This window comes from Massilia niabensis, assembly GCF_042655085.1.
Taxonomy (GTDB): Bacteria; Pseudomonadota; Gammaproteobacteria; order Burkholderiales; family Burkholderiaceae_D; genus Telluria; species Telluria niabensis.
In genome coordinates, this window is the sequence record NZ_JBHSMU010000005.1 from 1 (window position 1) to 18,544 (window position 18,544).

14 protein-coding genes are annotated in these 18,544 nt (G+C 59.3%); 10 read left to right on the forward strand and 4 right to left on the reverse strand.

Features of this window, described 5'->3' with window-relative positions:
* Positions 1-1,283 precede the first annotated feature (1,283 nt).
* Complete coding sequence (locus tag ACFPN5_RS05485) at positions 1,284-2,153, forward strand: SHOCT domain-containing protein (protein ID WP_379780942.1); 870 nt, start codon at positions 1,284-1,286, stop codon at positions 2,151-2,153.
* 6 nt (positions 2,154-2,159) lie between these two features.
* Here the strand turns inward: ACFPN5_RS05485 and ACFPN5_RS05490 are convergent, their stop codons facing one another.
* From ACFPN5_RS05490 to ACFPN5_RS05500, 3 genes are read right to left on the reverse strand one after another with little or no spacing between them, the layout of a single operon-like run.
* Positions 2,160-3,086: a transglutaminase family protein gene (locus tag ACFPN5_RS05490; protein WP_379780944.1), complete on the reverse strand. Its 927-nt coding sequence runs from the start codon at positions 3,084-3,086 to the stop codon at positions 2,160-2,162.
* Positions 3,083-5,620, reverse strand: a complete 2,538-nt coding sequence (locus ACFPN5_RS05495; RefSeq protein ID WP_379780946.1) for a circularly permuted type 2 ATP-grasp protein — start codon at positions 5,618-5,620, stop codon at positions 3,083-3,085. The genes ACFPN5_RS05490 and ACFPN5_RS05495 overlap by 4 nt, the downstream gene beginning before the upstream one ends.
* A gap of 39 nt (positions 5,621-5,659) precedes the next feature.
* Entirely contained in the window at positions 5,660-8,992 is a 3,333-nt protein-coding gene (locus ACFPN5_RS05500; RefSeq protein WP_379780948.1) for a transglutaminase family protein, read from the reverse strand.
* A 198-nt stretch (positions 8,993-9,190) separates the two neighbouring features.
* Between ACFPN5_RS05500 and ACFPN5_RS05505 the strand changes: the two genes are divergently transcribed.
* The 3 genes from ACFPN5_RS05505 (at position 9,191) to ACFPN5_RS05515 (ending at position 12,541) form a co-directional block, all read left to right on the forward strand.
* Positions 9,191-10,603, forward strand: coding sequence for a circularly permuted type 2 ATP-grasp protein (locus ACFPN5_RS05505; protein ID WP_379780950.1), 1,413 nt, complete (start codon positions 9,191-9,193; stop codon positions 10,601-10,603).
* Position 10,604: 1 nt separating this feature from the next.
* Positions 10,605-11,639 carry an alpha-E domain-containing protein gene (locus ACFPN5_RS05510; protein ID WP_379780952.1) on the forward strand — a complete coding sequence of 345 codons (1,035 nt, stop codon included), beginning with the start codon at positions 10,605-10,607 and terminating at the stop codon, positions 11,637-11,639.
* Between the two features lie 86 nt (positions 11,640-11,725).
* On the forward strand, positions 11,726-12,541 hold the full coding sequence (locus ACFPN5_RS05515; RefSeq protein WP_379780954.1) for a transglutaminase domain-containing protein: 816 nt from the start codon (positions 11,726-11,728) through the stop codon (positions 12,539-12,541).
* A 58-nt stretch (positions 12,542-12,599) separates the two neighbouring features.
* Here ACFPN5_RS05515 and ACFPN5_RS05520 read toward each other — a convergent pair whose 3' ends face one another.
* A complete protein-coding gene (locus ACFPN5_RS05520) occupies positions 12,600-13,685 on the reverse strand; it encodes a zinc-binding metallopeptidase family protein (protein ID WP_379780956.1) in 1,086 nt (361 codons plus the stop codon).
* Between the two features lie 126 nt (positions 13,686-13,811).
* Here ACFPN5_RS05520 and ACFPN5_RS05525 point away from each other — a divergent pair, with 126 nt between their 5' ends.
* The 6 genes from ACFPN5_RS05525 to ACFPN5_RS05550 all read left to right on the forward strand — a co-directional run bounded on the left by ACFPN5_RS05525 (position 13,812) and on the right by ACFPN5_RS05550 (position 18,160).
* Entirely contained in the window at positions 13,812-14,090 is a 279-nt protein-coding gene (locus ACFPN5_RS05525; protein WP_379780958.1) for a hypothetical protein, read from the forward strand.
* Positions 14,091-14,441: 351 nt separating this feature from the next.
* A complete protein-coding gene (locus ACFPN5_RS05530; RefSeq protein ID WP_379780960.1) occupies positions 14,442-14,600 on the forward strand; it encodes an ATP dependent DNA ligase in 159 nt (52 codons plus the stop codon).
* Positions 14,564-14,692, forward strand: coding sequence for an ATP dependent DNA ligase (locus tag ACFPN5_RS05535; RefSeq protein WP_379780962.1), 129 nt, complete (start codon positions 14,564-14,566; stop codon positions 14,690-14,692). The genes ACFPN5_RS05530 and ACFPN5_RS05535 overlap by 37 nt, the downstream gene beginning before the upstream one ends.
* A 524-nt stretch (positions 14,693-15,216) precedes the next feature.
* A complete protein-coding gene (locus tag ACFPN5_RS05540; RefSeq protein WP_379780964.1) occupies positions 15,217-15,837 on the forward strand; it encodes a hypothetical protein in 621 nt (206 codons plus the stop codon).
* Positions 15,838-16,404: 567 nt separating this feature from the next.
* Positions 16,405-17,649: a GGDEF domain-containing protein gene (locus tag ACFPN5_RS05545; protein WP_379780966.1), complete on the forward strand. Its 1,245-nt coding sequence runs from the start codon at positions 16,405-16,407 to the stop codon at positions 17,647-17,649.
* A gap of 157 nt (positions 17,650-17,806) precedes the next feature.
* Positions 17,807-18,160: a response regulator gene (locus tag ACFPN5_RS05550; RefSeq protein ID WP_379780968.1), complete on the forward strand. Its 354-nt coding sequence runs from the start codon at positions 17,807-17,809 to the stop codon at positions 18,158-18,160.
* Positions 18,161-18,544 lie beyond the last annotated feature (384 nt).

Sequence of the window (18,544 nt, forward strand, 5' to 3'; positions counted from 1 at the left end):
GCTATCCGGTCGAAATCCTGGGTTGTTCTGGCTGCGGGGTTGTGCCGGGTCCTCGTCGATCAGCTCAATGTCGATCATTAAAGGGCCGCCGCTATTTGCAGGCAAGGAAGTTGCAGCCACGCCAGCTGCAGCCCCATTGGGTGCGTCTGCAGTACGCCGAGTAGATCCTTCGATGGCCTGCATCGCTCGGTCACCCTTTCGATAAGTTAGTTCTTCATAGCAGGTTGTGCGTTATCAAACCAGTTCTGCAGACCAGACATTTCGGCGGGAACGACGAGATTTCACCGGACTGCTAATGTAGTTTAGACGGAAGTGCCCGCAAAACTTTCAATATATCGACCAAATTTGAGCTACCTTCGACCGCTAACCCGACTTTTGAGCGCTCATCAGTTATCGAGAGCGGTTTCCCAGGCGTTGCAACAGGGAATCGTCGTGAACGTCCTCTTCTAGCCATGCCTAGCGCTAACTATTCGTTCCGATGACGCTCTTCCGGAGATCGATAGCCTACCCGCGCCATTCGCCTTGCTGGTGCGGCCTCTTCCATGGCATTGTGAGCGCCGCCACAATCGGCTCGCGATCGATGCGGCTTGGCCCGCCTAGGCGTGGCGACATGCATCCCCAACAGCCGCAGTAGGCGACTTTTGTCGGCTTGGCAGTAGAACCCGGTCCGCGCATAAGCGCAATGAGGGCGTACGAGGCGGGGCAGGCCGACCTAGTCTTCCTGGCCATGAGACTAGTCAAAGCGACTGGCCGCGCTCGTGGCGCCTAGCTCCTCGAAGCATTGATGGGCAATTATTCAATGAGTGAAGGGTCCACAGCGGAGGCGACCGGTTAGCTCCACCACACCTTATGCTGGAACTTTCGGCGACCGCCCCAGGCGTCACTTCCAAACTTGACAGTTTTGCGGAGAGGGTACCCGGCCAGAACCGGTAAACCATCAAAGTAGCCAAGAAAAGTATCTGGCCGACTAAGACGATCAGCAAAAATCCAACTGACAACGATGAACCCAGGCACAAATGACGCTTGAGAATGAGGGTTAGGATTATTCGAGTAGACTCTTTCAGGTTTCTAAAGCTGATAATGCAGCTGCGTAGTGGACAATGTTGAGCACTGGATGCGGGCTGTTCAAGAGCCAGTGGAACTTTGTAAAGTGGCTCTCGGATGTCTACAGAGCAGTAGCGATTCAAGTGCGTGCTATCTTGTTGAGGTTTTTATTTCCCTGCCGTAGCAGTTGATCCAGGCGACACTATGTAGCAGCAACAATCTCATGTTAGGAGACGACCATGCAACAACTTTCCCCAACTGGGCAGCAGACCATCGACGACATCGCCAAGCGTTATGGGTACAGCACGGATGCGGTCCTTAGCTTGTTGCAATCGGTAATTAATGGCAATGGCAGTATGGCGCAGTTCAATCACCCAGAATTTGCTGGCTCTGGTCAATGGATGCGTGGGGGCATGACGATGGTTTCCGACATGTTCAACAACAATCTCAAAAGCAGCATCAATAACCTGTGTTCCGAGCTATCGCAGCTAATAGCGTCGCAACCGGACTTCCTAAGAAGCGGCGGTTTCCAGTCGCAAAACCAGGGTGGCCAGCAACAGAACAGCTATTCCGGCGGCAATGGTGATGGTATGCGCAATGACGCGCCTGTCAGCAGCGCAAGTCTTTTCGTTTCGCCCGCGTTTAGCAGCGGCGCTGACTGGTGGGGTGCCGGTTTGCGCTGGCCGAACAGTACTGGCGCCCAAAATGGCGTTCGGTATGCTTATTTCGCCCAGGCTCGACGCTTGGCCATCGAATTGAATGGCAGGGTCACGATCTACGATACGCTGGATCACCAGATCGGCGGCTTTTCGCAGCAACAATCCTATGGCGGCTCGCTCAGCTTCAACAGCCAGCACGGCCTGATCGACGTGGCGCGCCTGCCGGTCGTGTCGATCGATGGCGTGGCTCAGGGTCCGGAATCCGGCCACGCCAAACCGGCAGCACCAGCAGTGCTTGGCGTTGCTGCGCAGCGGCCCGACACGGGTAATGTGGTGGCCGAATTGGACATTTTCGCAACGATTGACAAGCTCGCTGAACTGCGCAGCCGGAATATCCTGACCGAAGCGGAATTCGAAACTAAAAAGGCTGAGTTGCTGGCGCGCCTGTAGTGGGTTTCAGGTCGCGCCGGGCAGCGGTAGCGGCGTCACTGTCACCTGCACGTCGAGCTCCTGCTGGCCACCGCCGAGCACGATGCCGCGCATCGGTGTGACGTCGCTGAAATCGCGCCCCCAGCCCAGCGTGATATGTTCATGCTGCACTAGGCAGCGATTGGTCGGATCGAAATCAACCCAGCCCAGCGCCGGGCAAAATACTGACACCCAGGCATGCGACGCGTCGGCGCCAATCAGACGCGGCTCGCCCGCCGGCGGGTGGGTCAGGATATAGCCGCTCATGTAGCGCGCCGGCAGGCCGATGCTGCGCAGGCAGCCGATCATCAGCTGGGCAAAATCCTGGCAGACGCCACGCCGGCCGCGCAGTACCTGTTCGAGCGGCGTCGAGATGTCGGTCGCTTTGCCATCGAACTCGAAGTCGTCAAAGATCCGCTGCGTCAAGTCGAGCGCCGCATCGAGTTGCGGCCGGCCCGGTGTGTAGCTCAGGCGCGCGTATGCTTCCAGCTCCGGGAAGCAGGTGACATGGGGCGACGCGTACAGGTAGCGGCAAGCTTCCAGCGTGGCTGCGCTTTTTTCTTTCCCCATCATGTCACGCACGCTTTCCCATGGCAGCGTCCCTGCAATCTGCGCCAGGCTGTGGCGCGGGCGCAGGGCAACTGTCGATTCCGCGTGCACCAGCAAGCTGTCATGCGGCAGGGTGAGCGACACATGCCGGGTGAGGTTGCCAAAGTAGTCGACACCGTCCTTGCTGTCGCTGAGGGCCGGGTCAAGCCAGACCAGGTGCGATTCAGTCTCTTGAAACCGAAACGAGCGTGGCGTCATGTGCAGGTATTGCTGCGAGAGGCCGACCGTGCTCTGGTATTTGTAGCGTGTTTCATGCACTACGCGATAGCGTGCGCACACCCCGGCGCTCGCCGGTAAATCGGTCATGATGTGCGGTTCCTATGCTGGCCGTTGTCGGTATAGCTGAAAAATTGCACGCTGATCTGCTCGGACAGGGCTGCGCTGGCAAGCTGGATCCGGTTCAACAGATCGCTCAGCATCACATTATCATGGTTCAAGTCGGCGCCTGGATCGAGCGCGATCAATTCTTCCTTCAAGGAGCCGAGCAGGTGTTCGCCGCACGCGCCGTGAGTCTGCGCAATCTTGTTCAGGGTGCCAAGGATGCCGTTGATCTGGAACAGGATCGAGCGCGGATTGGTTTCGTCGCGCAGCAGCAGGTCAAGCACCGGTAGCCACTCGGGCTGGGCACGGTAACGCACGCGATAGGTGATGATACTGTCGGACAGGTCGAGCAGCCAGTCGAGGTTGCCGTCCTCGTTCATTGCAAGCGCGCGCTGCAGCACGACGCTCTGGAATTGCAGCCGCTCCAGCCGGCGCCCGATCGACATGAAACGCCAGCCGAGATCGCGCGTCATCCCGTCGAGTGCAAACCCTGCCAGCGTCATCAGCGCGGCGGTGGCGTCATCGAGTATCGTCATCACCTCCGATTGCGACGGCCGCGCGCCGGCGAGCACGGCGGGCTGCGCCAGGCGGTTCAATGCACGCCAGTTGTCGACCGAGAAGCGTTCGTGCAGCTGGCCGGCAATCCGATGCAATTGCTGCTGCTGCCGGGCCAGGCCTGGGACGCCAGGGGACACCACCGCCAGCAGCAGGGCGGACTCGATCTCGGCATCGGTAAAGATGGCGGTGGGGAGGGCGCCAGGCGCCAGCGGCTTCGTCTCCGCACCGATCAACTGGAACCAGATGCACAGCGCCTCGATGGTCGGCCATTCAGCGCCGCGCTGTTCGAAGCGGACGTTGAACAGGATATTGAGCGCCACCCGCAGTAGGCGGCCGATATTGTCGCAGCGTTCAGCATGACGCCCGAACCACAGCAGGTTTTCCGCCATGCGGCTCGACAGGTTAGTATCCTCACGCACCAGGTCTGCGCTCGTGATGCTGCGTTTTTGCAGGCGGTGCAGTTCCACCCTGGCACGCGCTTGGACCCAGGTGTCCTTGCTGGCGCCGCCTTTTTGCATCGTCAGTACGCGCGCATCCGGCCCGGTGGCCACCCGGGTCAGGCCTCCTGGCATCACCACGTAGCCATTCGGGGTGGCGCAGGCAAACACGCGCAGGCCGATGGCGCGCGCCTGCAAGCCGGGCGCCGCACCATCCTTCCACACCGGCGCCTGCGACAGGCGCACCAGTTCCTGGGCGATATAATTGTTTGGATTGGCGCGCAGGTCCGCGATGAACGCGGCGCGCGCATCACCAATGAGGTCCTGGCCAAACACAGCAAATTGCGGCAGTTGGGAAAAGCTCGGCTTGATGACCAGCCGGTCCAGCTTGCCGATCACCGCTTCCAACGCTGCCGGTTCGCCACACCACCAGGTGGCTACCGATGGCATCTTCAAGGGTTCGCCGAGCAGCCGCCTGGACAGCGCCGGCAGGAAGCCGAGCAATGCGCCGGATTCGAGCAGGCTTGAACCGAGGCTGTTGGCGACCAGCACATTGCCGCGCATGGCAGCATGGGTCAGCCCCGCGACGCCCAGCAGCGAGCTTTGTAATTCCAGCGGATCGCATGCTTCGTCGTCGACCCGGCGCATGATCACATGGACCCGGTGCAGGCCGGCCAGGGTCTTCAGGTAGACCACTCCGTCGCGCACAGTGAGGTCGCCGCCTTCGACCAGAGGCAAGCCGAGATACCGTGCCAGGTAAGCCTGTTCGTAGTAGCTTTCGGTGCGCGGGCCCGGGGTCAGTAGCACGATCAGCGGCATTGCGCCATCGCGTAGTGGCGCCGGCGCGTCGCCGCTGGCCGCGCACAGGCGTCCCCAGTGCACCAGGCTGTCGTGCATGGTACGGAAGAACCTTGCCAGCGACTGCACCTTTAGCTCGCGCAGCAGGTCAGGAAAGATGGGAGTGATGATGGAGCGGTTTTCCAGCGCATAGCCGGCACCCGATGGCGCCTGGGTGCGGTCGGCCATGACCCACCAGCGCCCATCGGGGGCGCGCGCCAGATCGACGGCATAAAAATGCAGGGCGATGTCGTCATGGTGCCGCATGTTGTGGCAAGGGCGCAGGAAACCGGCATGGCCATGAATCAGCGCCGGAGGCAACAGGCCTTCGCGCAGCATTTCCTGCTTGCCGTAGACGTCGCCGAGGATCTTGTTGAGCAAGGTGGCGCGCTGGATCACTGCCGCCTCGATGCCGCTCCATTCCTCGTGCGGCAGGATCAGCGGCAATACGTTCAGGTCCCATGGCCGTTGCGTGCCGTCGGCATCGGCCAGGACGTTATAGGTCACGCCGTTTTCGCGAACCTGGTGCCGCACCATTTCGCGGCGCTGGCGCATCAGGTCGGGTGCCCCGTGCTCCAGGTTGGCGAGCAGCGCGCGCCAGTGCGCACGCGGCACCCTGGCGGCGTCGAGCATTTCATCGAAACCATCCGGCGCGGCCAGATAGTGGGCAAGTAGTTGGTTAAGCATGGGCACGCAGCGGCTCTACGGGTGAAACGGAACGATAGGTCAATATGGCTGCCAACGCAAATCGAGCGTCATCGGGAAACTCGGATTGCGCTCCTCCTTGTGCACCGTCATTGGGCCTGGCGTGTGGCCATGCGCCCAGAAGCGCGCGAAACGGCGGGCCTCGGCGGCATTCGCGTTGACCGGCGAGCCCGTTTCGCTGCGTCCGCCCGGATGCACCACATGATAGGTGCAGCCGCCGATCGCGCGCCCGCTCCAGGTGTCGACCAGGTCGAAGACCAGCGGCGCCTGCACCCCGATGCTCGGGTGCAGCGCCGACCACGGGCTCCAGGCCCGGAAGCGCACGCCGGCCACATATTCACCCGGAATGCCGGTTGGATGCAGCGGAAGCATGCGGCCGTTGCAGGCGACGACGTGGCGGCCGTCGGTTAATCCTGTTACCCGTAGCTGCATCCGTTCGACCGACGAATCGACGTAGCGCGCAGTCCCGCCGGCGCTGACTTCCTCGCCGAGCACATTCCACGGCTCGATCGCCTGGCGCAGCTCCATTTCGACGCCCTCGTAGACGACGGTGCCGAAGCGGGGGAAGCGGAATTCGATGAACGGCTCGAACCAATGGTCTTCGAACGCGTAGCCGGCCGCTCGCAGGTCCTTGGCAACGTCGCGGATATCCTGGGCGACGAAATGCGGCAGCATCCAGCGGTCGTGCAGCGCTGTGCCCCAGTGCACGAGTTTGGCCTGGAAGGGCTGGTTCCAGAACCGCGCTACCAGTGCGCGCAGCAGTAGCATCTGCAACAGGCTCATGCGCTCGTGCGGCGGCATTTCGAAGGCGCGGAATTCGACCAGGCCGAGGCGGCCAGTCGGGCCGTCCGGCGAATACAATTTATCGATCGAAAACTCGGAGCGGTGTGTATTGCCCGTCAGGTCGACCAGCAGGTTGCGTAGCAGGCGGTCGACCATCCACGGCTTGTCGCCCGGGTGCATGGTCGGCAGCACCTTGTCCATTTGCTGGAACGCGATCGCCAGTTCGTACAGGTTGTCGTCGCGCGCTTCATCGACCCGCGGCGCCTGGCTGGTTGGTCCGATGAAGGTGCCCGAGAACAGATAAGAGAGGGCCGGATGCACCTGCCAGTAGGTGATCAGGCTCTTGAGCAAGTCCGGCCGGCGCAGCATCGGGCTGTCCTCAGCGGTGGCGCCGCCCAAAGTAGCATGGTTGCCGCCACCGGTGCCGGTATGACGGCCATCGAGCATGAATTTCTCTGTCCCTAGTCGGGTCAGGCGTGCCTCCTCGTACAAGGTCGACATGTTGTAGACCAGTTCGTTCCAGCTCGCTGCGGGATGAATATTGACTTCGATCACGCCAGGATCGGGCGTGACGCTGAGCAGCTTGATGCGGGGGTCGCGTGGTGGCGCGTAGCCTTCGATCCGCAGCTTCATCTTCAACTTGGCCGCAGTGTTTTCGATCGCCGTGACCAGCGCCAGGTAATCCTCGATGCGCTTCAAGGGCGGCATGAAGACGTGCAGGCGACCGCCGCGCACTTCGACGCATAGCGCGGTATGAATCACCTCGCGCGCAACCGGGTCGACTTGTTTGCGGGCCTTGTCCACCGATTTACCGGCAGCTACGCCCAGGATCGGCCGCCGGTCCTTTTTTTCGACTGGTAGCGCGTCGCGTCGCGCAAACGGGTCTACATCGAAATCGAGATCGCGTTCTTCCGGCAGCACCCACGGCAGCGTGGTCAGCGGCAGGCGCAAGCCAATCGGTGAGTCGCCCTCGATCAGATACAGGTTCTCGCGACGGATCGGCCAGCTTGATGTGCGCCAGCTGGTACCGAGCATGACGGCCGGGTCGTAGTCCGCAGCCTTCAAGGGCAAGACGTAGCCAGCCACCTGGCCCAGGCCGCGCTCGAGCAGGCGCGCCAGCCGCCGCCGTTCTTCCGGCGCCTTCAGGTCGGCCTGCAGCGGGTCCAGGTTGCGTGGCAGCGCCTGCTCGCGCTGGGCCTGCAGAAGCACATCCTCGTAAGCGGGAATAGCGCTGCCTGCGGGGAGGCCGAGCGACTTGACCAGTTCCGCCGCAAATCGGCCGGCCTCGTCACTGCCGTAGCTGTCGTCGACGTGTTCGTCCGAGAACAGGGTGGGATCAAGCCACATCGGTTGGCCGTCGACGCGCCAGAAAATATTCAGCGCCCAGCGCGGCAGCGGCTCGCCCGGATACCACTTGCCTTGGCCGTAATGCAGCATGCCGCCCGGCGCAAAGTGATTTTTTAGCCGGTGCATCAGGTTGCCCGCCAGCTCGCGCTTCTTGTCGCCGTGCGCAAGGGTGTTCCATTCAGCCCCGTCCATATCGTCGATCGAGACGAAGGTAGGTTCGCCGCCCTGGGTAAGGCGCACGTCCTGGCGCTTCAGGTCGGCATCGACCTGCTGGCCAAGGCGATCGATTTTCTGCCAGTCAGCTTCCGTATAGGGCTTGGTCACCCGCGGGTCCTCGTGGATGCGAGTGATCTTCATTTCGTGGAAGAACGTAACCTCGGCCTGGTCCGTGAAGCCCGTCACCGGCGCCGCCGATGAGGGCATCGCCGTGCATGCCAGCGGAATATGGCCTTCGCTGGCCAGCATGCCCGAGGTCGGGTCAAGCCCGATCCACCCGGCTCCGGGGATGTACACCTCGGTCCACGCATGCAGGTCCGTAAAATCTTCGGCTGCACCGCTAGGGCCATCGAGCGCTTCCTGGTCGGCACGCAGCTGGATCAGATAGCCGGACACGAAGCGCGCAGCCAGTCCCAGCTCCCGCAAGATATGCACCAGCAGCCAGCCGCTGTCACGGCACGAGCCGGAACACTTCTCCAAGGTTTCTTCAGGGGTCTGGACGCCGGGCTCCATCCGCAGCAGGTACCCGATGTTGCCCTGCAGACGCTGGTTGATGGCTACAAGGAAGTCATTTGTCGCGATGGGGTGCGCCAGCAGGTCACGGCGTGTTGCCGCCACCCATTCGGTCAACCGCGGACCCGACGGCTCTACTTGCAGGTAAGCGCTTAGTTCCGCCGTCAGTTGCTCCGGGTAGGAGAACGGAAACGTTTCAGCATATTTTTCAACGAAGAAATCGAACGGGTTGATGACGGTCATGTCTGCCACCAGGTCGACCGTGAATTCGAGCGTGTCCGCTTTTTCTGGGAATACGAAACGGCCGATGTAGTTTCCGTATGGGTCTTGCTGCCAATTGATGAAGTGGTCTTTCGGCTGAACCGTCAGCGAATATGACAGGATCGGGGTACGCGCATGGGGCGCAGGGCGCAGACGTACTTCATGCGGGGACAGGGCGACCTGCCGGTCATAATGGTAACTGGTCTTGTGATGAAGCGCGATACGGATAGCCATGTGGTAGTGCCTTTCGATGTGGCCTGATCGATGCAGGCCTGATCAGCGCACTCAGAATGGTTCCAGTTACAGGAACACAATTAAATGGACGCAATATTATCTATTTAAGCATGATTCATACCTGAGCTTCGATTGACTTGTTATTCGGACCACAGGCCTGGCACGTTTCTTGTTAGTATTCTGGCACAGGAGGAACTGATGCCGAACTTTTATGACGAAATGTATTCCACTACGGCAACCGCGCGGCCTCACTACAGTGCGTTCGCTAAATGGCTTTCGCAACAAGTGCCCCATCTGATCGAACAGAAGAGGGAGGAAGCCGAGCTGAACTTCCAACGCGTCGGGATTACCTTCGCTGTGTATGGCGACAATGCCGGAAAGGAGCGCTTGATTCCGTTCGATATCATTCCTCGCGTGATCAATGCCGCCGAGTGGGCCCGGCTGCAAGCAGGCCTGGTCCAACGTGTCACTGCGCTGAACCGCTTCCTCCATGATGTCTACCATGACCAGGACATCCTGAAGGCGGGTGTCATTCCGCGTGAACAGATTTTGAATAATGCGCAGTACCGGCCCGCCATGAGCGGCATCAAGGTTCCATCCAATATCTATGCCCACGTTGCCGGGGTCGATATCGTGCGGGCAGGCGAGGGCGAGTTCTACGTACTGGAAGACAACTTGCGCGTGCCCTCTGGCGTTTCGTACATGCTGGAAAATCGCAAGATGATGATGCGCTTGTTCCCCGCATTATTCGCGAGTAACCGTGTAGCGCCGGTCGACCATTATCCCGACCTGCTGCTCGACAATTTGCGCAGCGTGGCGCCACAGGACGTTGATGACCCGACCGTGGTCGTGCTTACGCCCGGGATGCACAATTCGGCTTACTTCGAGCATGCTTTCCTGGCACAGCAAATGGGCGTGGCGCTGGTGCTGGGGCAGGACCTGTACGTCAGCGACGATACCGTGTACATGCGCACCACGCGCGGCCCGAGGCGCGTCGATGTCATTTATCGCCGTATCGACGACGACTACCTGGACCCGCAAGCGTTCCGCCCGGAGTCGACGCTGGGCGTGCCGGGGCTTTTCGACGCCGTACGTGCCGGCCGGGTTGGCTTGGCGAATGCCATTGGCACCGGCGTTGCCGACGACAAGTCAATCTATCCGTTCGTGCCGGACATGATCGAGTTCTACCTGGGCGAGAAACCGATCCTCAAAAACGTGCCGACCTACCAGTGCAGGAAAAAAGAAGAGCTCGAGTACACCCTGGCAAACCTGCCCGCGCTGGTGGTCAAGGAAGTGCACGGCGCTGGCGGTTACGGCATGCTGGTCGGGCCCGCATCGACGCATGCCGAGATTGAGACTTTCCGCCAGCGCTTGCTGGCCAATCCGGAAGGCTACATCGCCCAGCCCACGCTAGCCTTGTCGGCCTGCCCCACGTACGTCGAATCGGGTATCGCGCCGCGCCATATCGACCTGCGCCCATTCGTCCTGTCCGGCAAGACCGTGTCGATGGTGCCAGGCGGACTAACGCGCGTGGCGTTGCAAGAAGGATCGTTGGTGGTCAACTCGTCCCAGGGCGGCGGCACCAAAGATACCTGGGTATTGGAGAACTAACATGTTAAGCCGCACCGCAGATCATTTGTTCTGGATGGCCCGCTACACCGAACGGGCTGAAAACACGGCTCGCATGCTCGACGTGCGCGTACAGTATTCGCTGATGCCACAATCGACGCTCGCCGAGCAGCAGGGCTGGCGTACGATGCTGGGCGTGTCCGAACTCGAGGCACAATTCGATGCTAAATACGCCGCGCCGACCCAGAAGGAGGTGATAGACTTCATGGTCCGCGATCCGGACAATCTGTCGTCAATCGCCAGCTGCCTGCGGGCCGCGCGCGAGAATGCGCGAGCGGTGCGCGGCACCCTGACGACAGAAGTTTGGGAGACCGAAAACTCGACCTGGCTGATGCTGCAGCAGCACCTGAAGAGCCGCATGTTTGAGCATAATCCGGGCAAGTTCCTAGAATGGGTTAAGTACCGCTCCCACCTGTCGCGCGGTGTCACGTTGGGCACCATGTTCCAGGACGAGGCATTCAACTTCATTCGCCTTGGTACCTTCCTTGAACGGGCCGACAACACGGCGCGCATCCTCGACGTAAAGTTCAAGTTCCTCGCTTCCGACACGATTCAGGCCGGCGCCCAGGGCGAATTTTATTACTTGGCGGCCCTGTTGCGCTCGGTGTCAGCGTTCGAAACCTATCGCAAGGTCTACCGAGACGCTATCACTCCGACGCGGGTGGCCGAACTGTTGATACTGCAAGCGAAAATGCCGCGTTCGCTGGTCGCCTGCATGTGCGGCGTTGTCGCCAACCTGCAGGAAGTGCGCAATGACCTCTCGCATCACACCGAAGATTTGGCCGAAACGTTGCATACCACGCTTCAATCGTCGCAGATCGATGACATCCTCGAAGAAGGCCTGCACGAATTCCTGACGAGGTTTCTGGCGTTGATTGCAAAACTGGGCGACGGCATTGGCCGCGACTTCCTGCTACCAGTGGCGCCGGAAGTGCATGAAGAAGCACCGTCCCAAACGCAGACACAGACTCAGACTCAGACTCAAACTCAGACGCAAACGCAGACGCAGACGCGTTGACCGACTAACGCACCAAACAGAGGCGCATCGCACCGTCAGGATGAACAACGGCAGCGTGTGCGTCACCTTGGTGCATCATTCACGACATGGAAAGCGAACCGGCCATGTGGCTGCGTACGAATTGCAAGCTCAGTTTTACCGTCCCCAGTCCGACGCCGTTCATCCTGATGTTGCGTCCCCGCAGCGGTGCTCAGCAATGGGTGGGGCGTGAAACCTACACCTTGAACCCGAGCGTGCCAGTGCTCGAATTTACCGATGCATATGGCAACCTTTGCCAGCGCCTGGTTGCGCCGCAAGGCGAATTTTCGATCCATACCTCGGCCGACGTGATGACCGCCGATACGATCGATGTCGCGCCCGGTGCGCCATTCGACGAAGTACGGAACCTGCCCGATGGGGTGCTAACCTACCTGCTGCCCAGCCGCTATTGCGAATCCGAGCGTTTTTTTGATATGGCGAGTAGCATCGTCGCCGGCGTCACGCCGGGGTACGACCAGGTCGCCGCAATCTGTGACTGGATCCGGCGCGAGGTGCGTTTCACTCAGGAGTCAAGCCACGTCCAAATGGCGGCAACTGAAATCAACGCGCGGCGCGAAGGCGTATGCCGCGATCTAGCACATCTGGGCATTGCCCTGTGCCGCGGCCTGTGCATTCCTGCACGCATGGTGGTGGGTTATTTGCATGGCCTCACGCCGATGGACCTGCATGCATGGTTCGAAGCCTACGTGGGCGGACGCTGGTATACGTTCGATGCGACCCAAGATGCCCCGCGCGGTGGCCGCGTGACCGTCGCCTATGGGCACGACGCCGCCGATGTGGCGATCTTCAACCAGTTCGGCCCGGCATTGGCGCCGCACGACATGCAGGTAACGGTCGAGCTGTTGGAAATGGCATCGACTTGACCCACTGGCGCGCCCGGGCATCATTCGACCGCGCGTGCATGCCCGGTCCCGCGATGCCTTATGCCGCAGCCTGCGCCGGGGCCTGCACTATCTGCGCACGCACTACCTTATGCACAAATCCCAGCTTTTCCAAGACGGGTGTGCTGAGCGTGAACGGATACGAGTCCGGCATCCCGATGCTGCGGTTCAGGCTATTGAGCACGTAGGTCAGGGCGAACCATTCCCTTAGGATGTCGTCGAACGCATCTGTTCTCGTGGGCAGGGTCACGCTTTCCAGCGCCGGTTCGTCAGCCTTGACAGGATGGAGAGACAAGCCGCACGCATTTGCCGTTTCCAGCGTATCGAGCATGTGCAGATAATGGGCCCAGGTTTCGGCCCAGTCTTCCCAAGGGTGTGAGCTGGCGTAGCTGCTCACGAAGCGCGACTCCCAGTCGGCGGCCGGACCGTCACTGTAGTGACGCTTGAGGCACTCGCCATAATCCTGTCGCTCGTCGCCGAACAGGGCACGGTAGCCGTCGATCCATTCGCTGTCGGCGACAAGCCGGTCAAAATAGTAGTGCCCGCTTTCGTGGCGGAAGTGTCCCAATAGAGTGCGATAGCGCTCGTGCATCTGTTCGCGCGTACGTTCGCGCTCGGCTGGGTCCGCTTCGGCAATGTTTAGGGTGATCAAACCATTGTCGTGGCCGGTCATGACGCACTGATCCGACACGCCGTCTTCCAGGAACTGGAAAGCCAGGCCTGTCTCGGGCTCCTTTTCTTTCGAGGCTGGGGTCAGGTTCAGCGTTGCCAGTGAAAATAGCAGACGGCGCTTAGCCGCTTCGAGGCGACACCAGAGAATGTGGTTCTTCTCGGTCGACAGTGCCGGAATGACGATCGTCAACTGGCACGATTCGCACAGCTCGTGCGGATCGTCTGCAGACAACATCCAGTTGCAGACGTTGTGCTGCACATAATTGCTGCATTGTTTATACAATTTGCCCGCGTCAGTGCGGTTCAGGCTGCGCCACTGGCCGTCCTCGGTCCGCTCGAAGCTGTTCACGCTGCGCGTGGCCGGCTGATAGCCCAGCATACTTTCGCACTTGAAACAGAACGTATTTTCAAAAAAAATTTGGTGGGAGCACTTGTCGCAATGAAAGGTTTTCATGAGCAGGTCAATAACTGGCATGGTTGTGAGTGTTCGATAATTACAATTTAACAGCAAATCCAGGCGCGCTATGCTTGTGTCGGACAACGCCGCACTTTCGAAGTCCGGATTATGCACAGTAGTTACATGCGCTCGGAATTTTTGGCTCAGGAGTGTCGGCGATCGCCGTGGCGATTCAAAGCATATTATTCGGTGTGGCATCGCTCTGGTCGCGTTTGCTACTCGCGCTTTGCCCGCGTCGATGCCGGCGACGTTCGTATCTTCTCTCGTAGTGGGCTCGATTGGACTTCCAAGCTCACTCGCCTGCAGGACGATATTGCGGGCAGCGGTCTACCGAATGGCTGGTATGACGGCGAGATTGCGGTGCTCGATGCAAATGGCCGCCCGGACTTCGGACTGCTGTAAAACGCATTCGATTGGCTGAGCGCCGACAAAATCGTCTATTACGTCTTTGACGCGCCCTGTTTAGCTGGGGAGGATCTGCGCGAACTGGCGCTGATCCACCGTCGCGAGCGTGTGGGTGTGGCGCTGGAACAGGCGAGCACCGAGATGCTGCGGTTCAGCGAACAGATTGACGCGCCGCCTGCGGAAGTGATGGTGGCTGCATGCTAGCTTGGGCTGGAAGGGCTGATCGGGAAACGCAAGGACTCACGCTATGTGCACCGGCGATCGCCCGAATGGATCAAGCTAAAATGTGGCCTGCGCCAGGAGTTCGTCGTTAAGGGATTTTCCAAGCCCAGCGGGTCTCGGCTCGGCATGAGTTCGTTGCTTCTCGGCGTCTACGACAAGAAGGGGACGTTGGTCTACGCCGGCAGTGTTGGCACTGGCTTCAACAATAAAACGCTGCGGGACCTGTTCAAGCGGCTCAAGCCGCCGGTGTGCCGGACAGTCCTTTCGCGCCGAGCCGGGAAATAGAGAAAAAAGCTGTATGGGTCAAGCCAAAGTTCGTTGTCGAGGTCGCCTTTGCTGACTGGACGAATTCCGATTCCGTCCGGCACGCGACGTAGCGGGGACTGCGATCGGACAAGCCGCGGCGTCCGTGGTGCGCGAGAGCGCGGCGCCGCCGCCAGCACCTAAGGCACGAGCCCGGCCGCGAGCAGCGCCGGCCCTCAAAATCACAAGTACGGGAAGCTCGGAATTTGACTTGTCACCTATTGTCATGTTGTCGTTGGCGCGGTCACTGTTCACACACGCACATTCATCTCCGCGGTGCAATTCCGGCCCACTTAAAAAATGCCCGCTGGAGGGCGGGCAAGAATCTATTTTCTTAGAGGAGAAAGTAGAGGAGACACAAGCATCATGCTGCATCGCGGCATATAAATACAATTGCATGTCCGTGCTGTCAGACATAACAAAGTCAAATAGCTAGCTTACGTGTTCTCGTCGCAGCTAAAAGTTCGTTGTAAAGGTGTCGTGCTTCCCGAGGTGCGCGACTTGGTGTTAGTCGTCCTTTTCGCGAGCAGCATTGCGTCGGTAGCGACAGGTCACGCAGTAATACGCGGTAGCTGCAATGGGGAATCCAGAAGACTACATGAATCGAAAGAAGGAACGCGACCAGTGCAGTAAGCAAGCCGATCGACACGCCGAAGCTCCTGGCGACGTTCATCTCGGCCCGCGTGATTTCCGCGCGACGCTCCATCTCAAACGCGGTCACCAAGCCACCTTCGCTATTGATATAAAGATAACATTCTGCGGCCCCATGCGCGAAAGCGCACGCATGTTTTCATGCCGGAATTCTGAAGCACGTCGCTTTTGGGCGCAGTATGACCAACTCATTGCGGCCCAAAGCTCTGTTGTTTTTTGTTGCGTCGCAACATGCATCGTGGGTTTTAGCGAGATTTCCGATCAGCGCTTCTTTAGACTGATGTATTCGATAAATATATGTAGGTCGATGATGGCGCTGGTAGAGAGAAAGAACATTGTGCACGAGCGTCTTGTCGAGCATGGCATTGAACTAGACGCAGACCAAGGAGCGGTTGCCGCTTGGGCCTTTATGAGCCGGCACGGCATTAGCCAGGAGGTCATCTTGCGTGTGCTGTCTGGCGCGCCCCTCCGTCGCCAGGCATTCTCGTCAAGGGTAGTCCAGGCAGTGACGCTCGGCGCGAAGGCTGTTGCGTGTGAGTCCAGACTTTTAGCATCCGCTACTGCTTAAGCTGGTAGGGGCCCGGCACACAGCCTTACCGGTCCTCTACCCGAAAGACATGCCAGGCTGTACGATTACTAGCATGAAGATTTCGAACAACAAGGCCGCCACCGCTATCTTGACGAACGCTATTGAACAGCTTCAGTCGATAGGATTCAACTGCCTTCTCACTCCAATCTCGCTGCCCAAGGCGCTACGCTGTCGCTGCATGTTTCAGATTCAGTCATTGCCGTCCTGGCCGCAAACGTTGCTACATGCCGCGGTGCAGAAGGCGCACACAGTGCCGCCGGTTCTGCTGAATTTACGCAGGACGTCGCACGCGCAATGACAGAGGCAACTATTCTGAAGGCCGCGCATTTTCCTCCCACGGCTAATCTCGAGCAGAACTCTCTGTCGGTCCTCGCACGCTCGACTTGTCTGCCATGTAACGCGGCCCCAGCGAAGACAAAGCTTCAACAAAGCAACCTTTGTTGCACTTTGAATACAATTAGTGAGTTTTGCCAGAAATCATTAAATTACTTGTAGGATAAGTCTTACATTGATTTTAAGATGCATGATCCTTTGGAATCTTGCATCATGCCTACTTCTTACACAGTTCCTGCGCTGGAGCTTCGCCAGCGCGCATTTCCCCTGCTGGTCGCCCTGGCTTTAATCGTTGGCCTCACTATTTTCTTCGTGCGCGAGGTTGTCGACCTACGTCGGGCAATGGAGGAACTGCGTGCCACGGAGGCGGCAAAAGTACACGTTCGAAACGTGCTGGCGAACCTACTTAACGCAGAGACCGGACAGCGGGGTTTCCTGATCACCGGTGATGAAAACTATCTCGAACCGTACATCATGGGCCGGCAGGACGTCCGCAATAGTTTAAGAACGGCAGAGCAGTCTGATTACCAGTCGCCGCAGTATCTAGCCGCGGTGCGCAAGCTGGCGCTGCTGACTGAAAAGAAGCTCGATGAGCTGGAACATACGATCTTGCTCAAGAAGAGAAAGGACGACGCCAGCGCGATCTACGTTGTTTTCCAAGGGAGCGGCAGGGCGACGATGCGTGAAGCGCGCAAAACAGTCCAGACGGAACTGGACCGCCTACGGCTAGAGCGCGACCACGCGATGCAGGCGTTTGACGATCGCCTACTGCGGGCAGCCATCATCCTGGTGCTGATCCTTTCAACCGTGGTCTGCATAGCAATTCAGACCTGGCGCTCGATTTCGCACGCCGCACAGGAGAACAACGATCTGGCCAACCGCCTTGCCATCGAAGCGTCGCACGATTCGCTGACAGGCCTGCCAAACAAACGCTTCTTCGAGAGGTGGGCGAAAAGGCTATTTGCCAAAAGCCAGCGAGAGGAAAAGACCTTCACACTGTTTGCTATCGACCTGGACGGTTTCAAAGGGGTCAACGATTCGCTCGGCCATGCAGTCGGCGACCAGGTGCTCGTAGAGGCGGCTTCACGCCTCCAAAGTAACTTACGCGCGGGCGAGTTCCTGGCACGGCTCGGCGGTGATGAGTTCGGCCTTCTAATCGAAGGTGACGTCTGCGAAGCAGAAGCGACGTGCTTGGGCGCTCGCCTGATCGCATGCTTGTCACCGGCGCTGCACCCAAAACTTCCCAACAACGCTGTCGGTGCCAGTATCGGTGTGGCCGCCTTCCCAGTAGACGGTGAGGAACTCGCATCAGTAGCAGAAGCAGCCGATATAGCTCTGTACGCAGCTAAGGACAATGGCCGGGGGATGGTTTACTTGTCAAAAGGCATAGTTGCTTCGCGCCTGACCTCCCGCAAAGTAAAACTCGGCTCCGTTGCTCTGGTAGCACGCGCTGCCTGACCCTCCATTCCGCGGTTCTAGCGTGAACCGTACGGCCACTATGTTAAATAAAGCGTACATTGCATTTAACGTATAGCGCGGATCGCCTGCGCTGGCTGCAAGAACGAAAGGTGATGGTGCGGTCGTGGGAGCGGGAGAAGGAACGGCAATACGAAAGGTGCTGATCGTCGACGACAATGCCGACGCTGCCTTGGTGCTCTCAGTGTGCTTGAGTGCCTACGGCCATGAAACGGCTGTCGCGTATAGCGGCCCCGAGGGTGTTCAATTGGCTCACTCGTTTGAGCCGGACATTGTCTTTCTCGATTTGGGAATGCCTCGGGTGAGCGGTTACGAAGTAGCTGTGGCCCTGCGCAAAATCCCTCGATTGGCCCGAGTTTACATTGCGGCCCTAACCGGGTGGAATGATCCGAAAACCAGGGAGCAGGTTGTCTCCGCAGGATTCAACCGACACCTGACGAAGCCGGCCAAGGTCGAAGTGATGCTGGAGCTGGTGGAGAAGGCCGTCGCCTGACAACTTGGCGAAAAAACCGCTGGGGCCATCCGGCCGCGCAGCGGGCAAGTCTCAGCCGACCTGAGAATTTCATCATCTCAGCAATTAGCTTTCGATGCCGTCCGGCTGGAATGCACTACGTTAGCCGCGCCTGGAGCAAGTGACTTCGATTTTGCCAGCTTCGCCGATGATGATCTCCAATACCGCTCCTTGCATATTCGCACACACTACCTGCGTCTTTAACTCTGCTTTTCGGTGGGACTCCCTAGCCAGTTCTTTTGCCGCTAGCCTCGATATCTCGTAGTCTCCGCACAAGGTGCTTGAGCACGCCACATAACGCCGGTTCCCCCGGTCGGTGTCGATGATCGACGCAGGGAGGTCACAAAGCACACAGAGTGAGTCAGC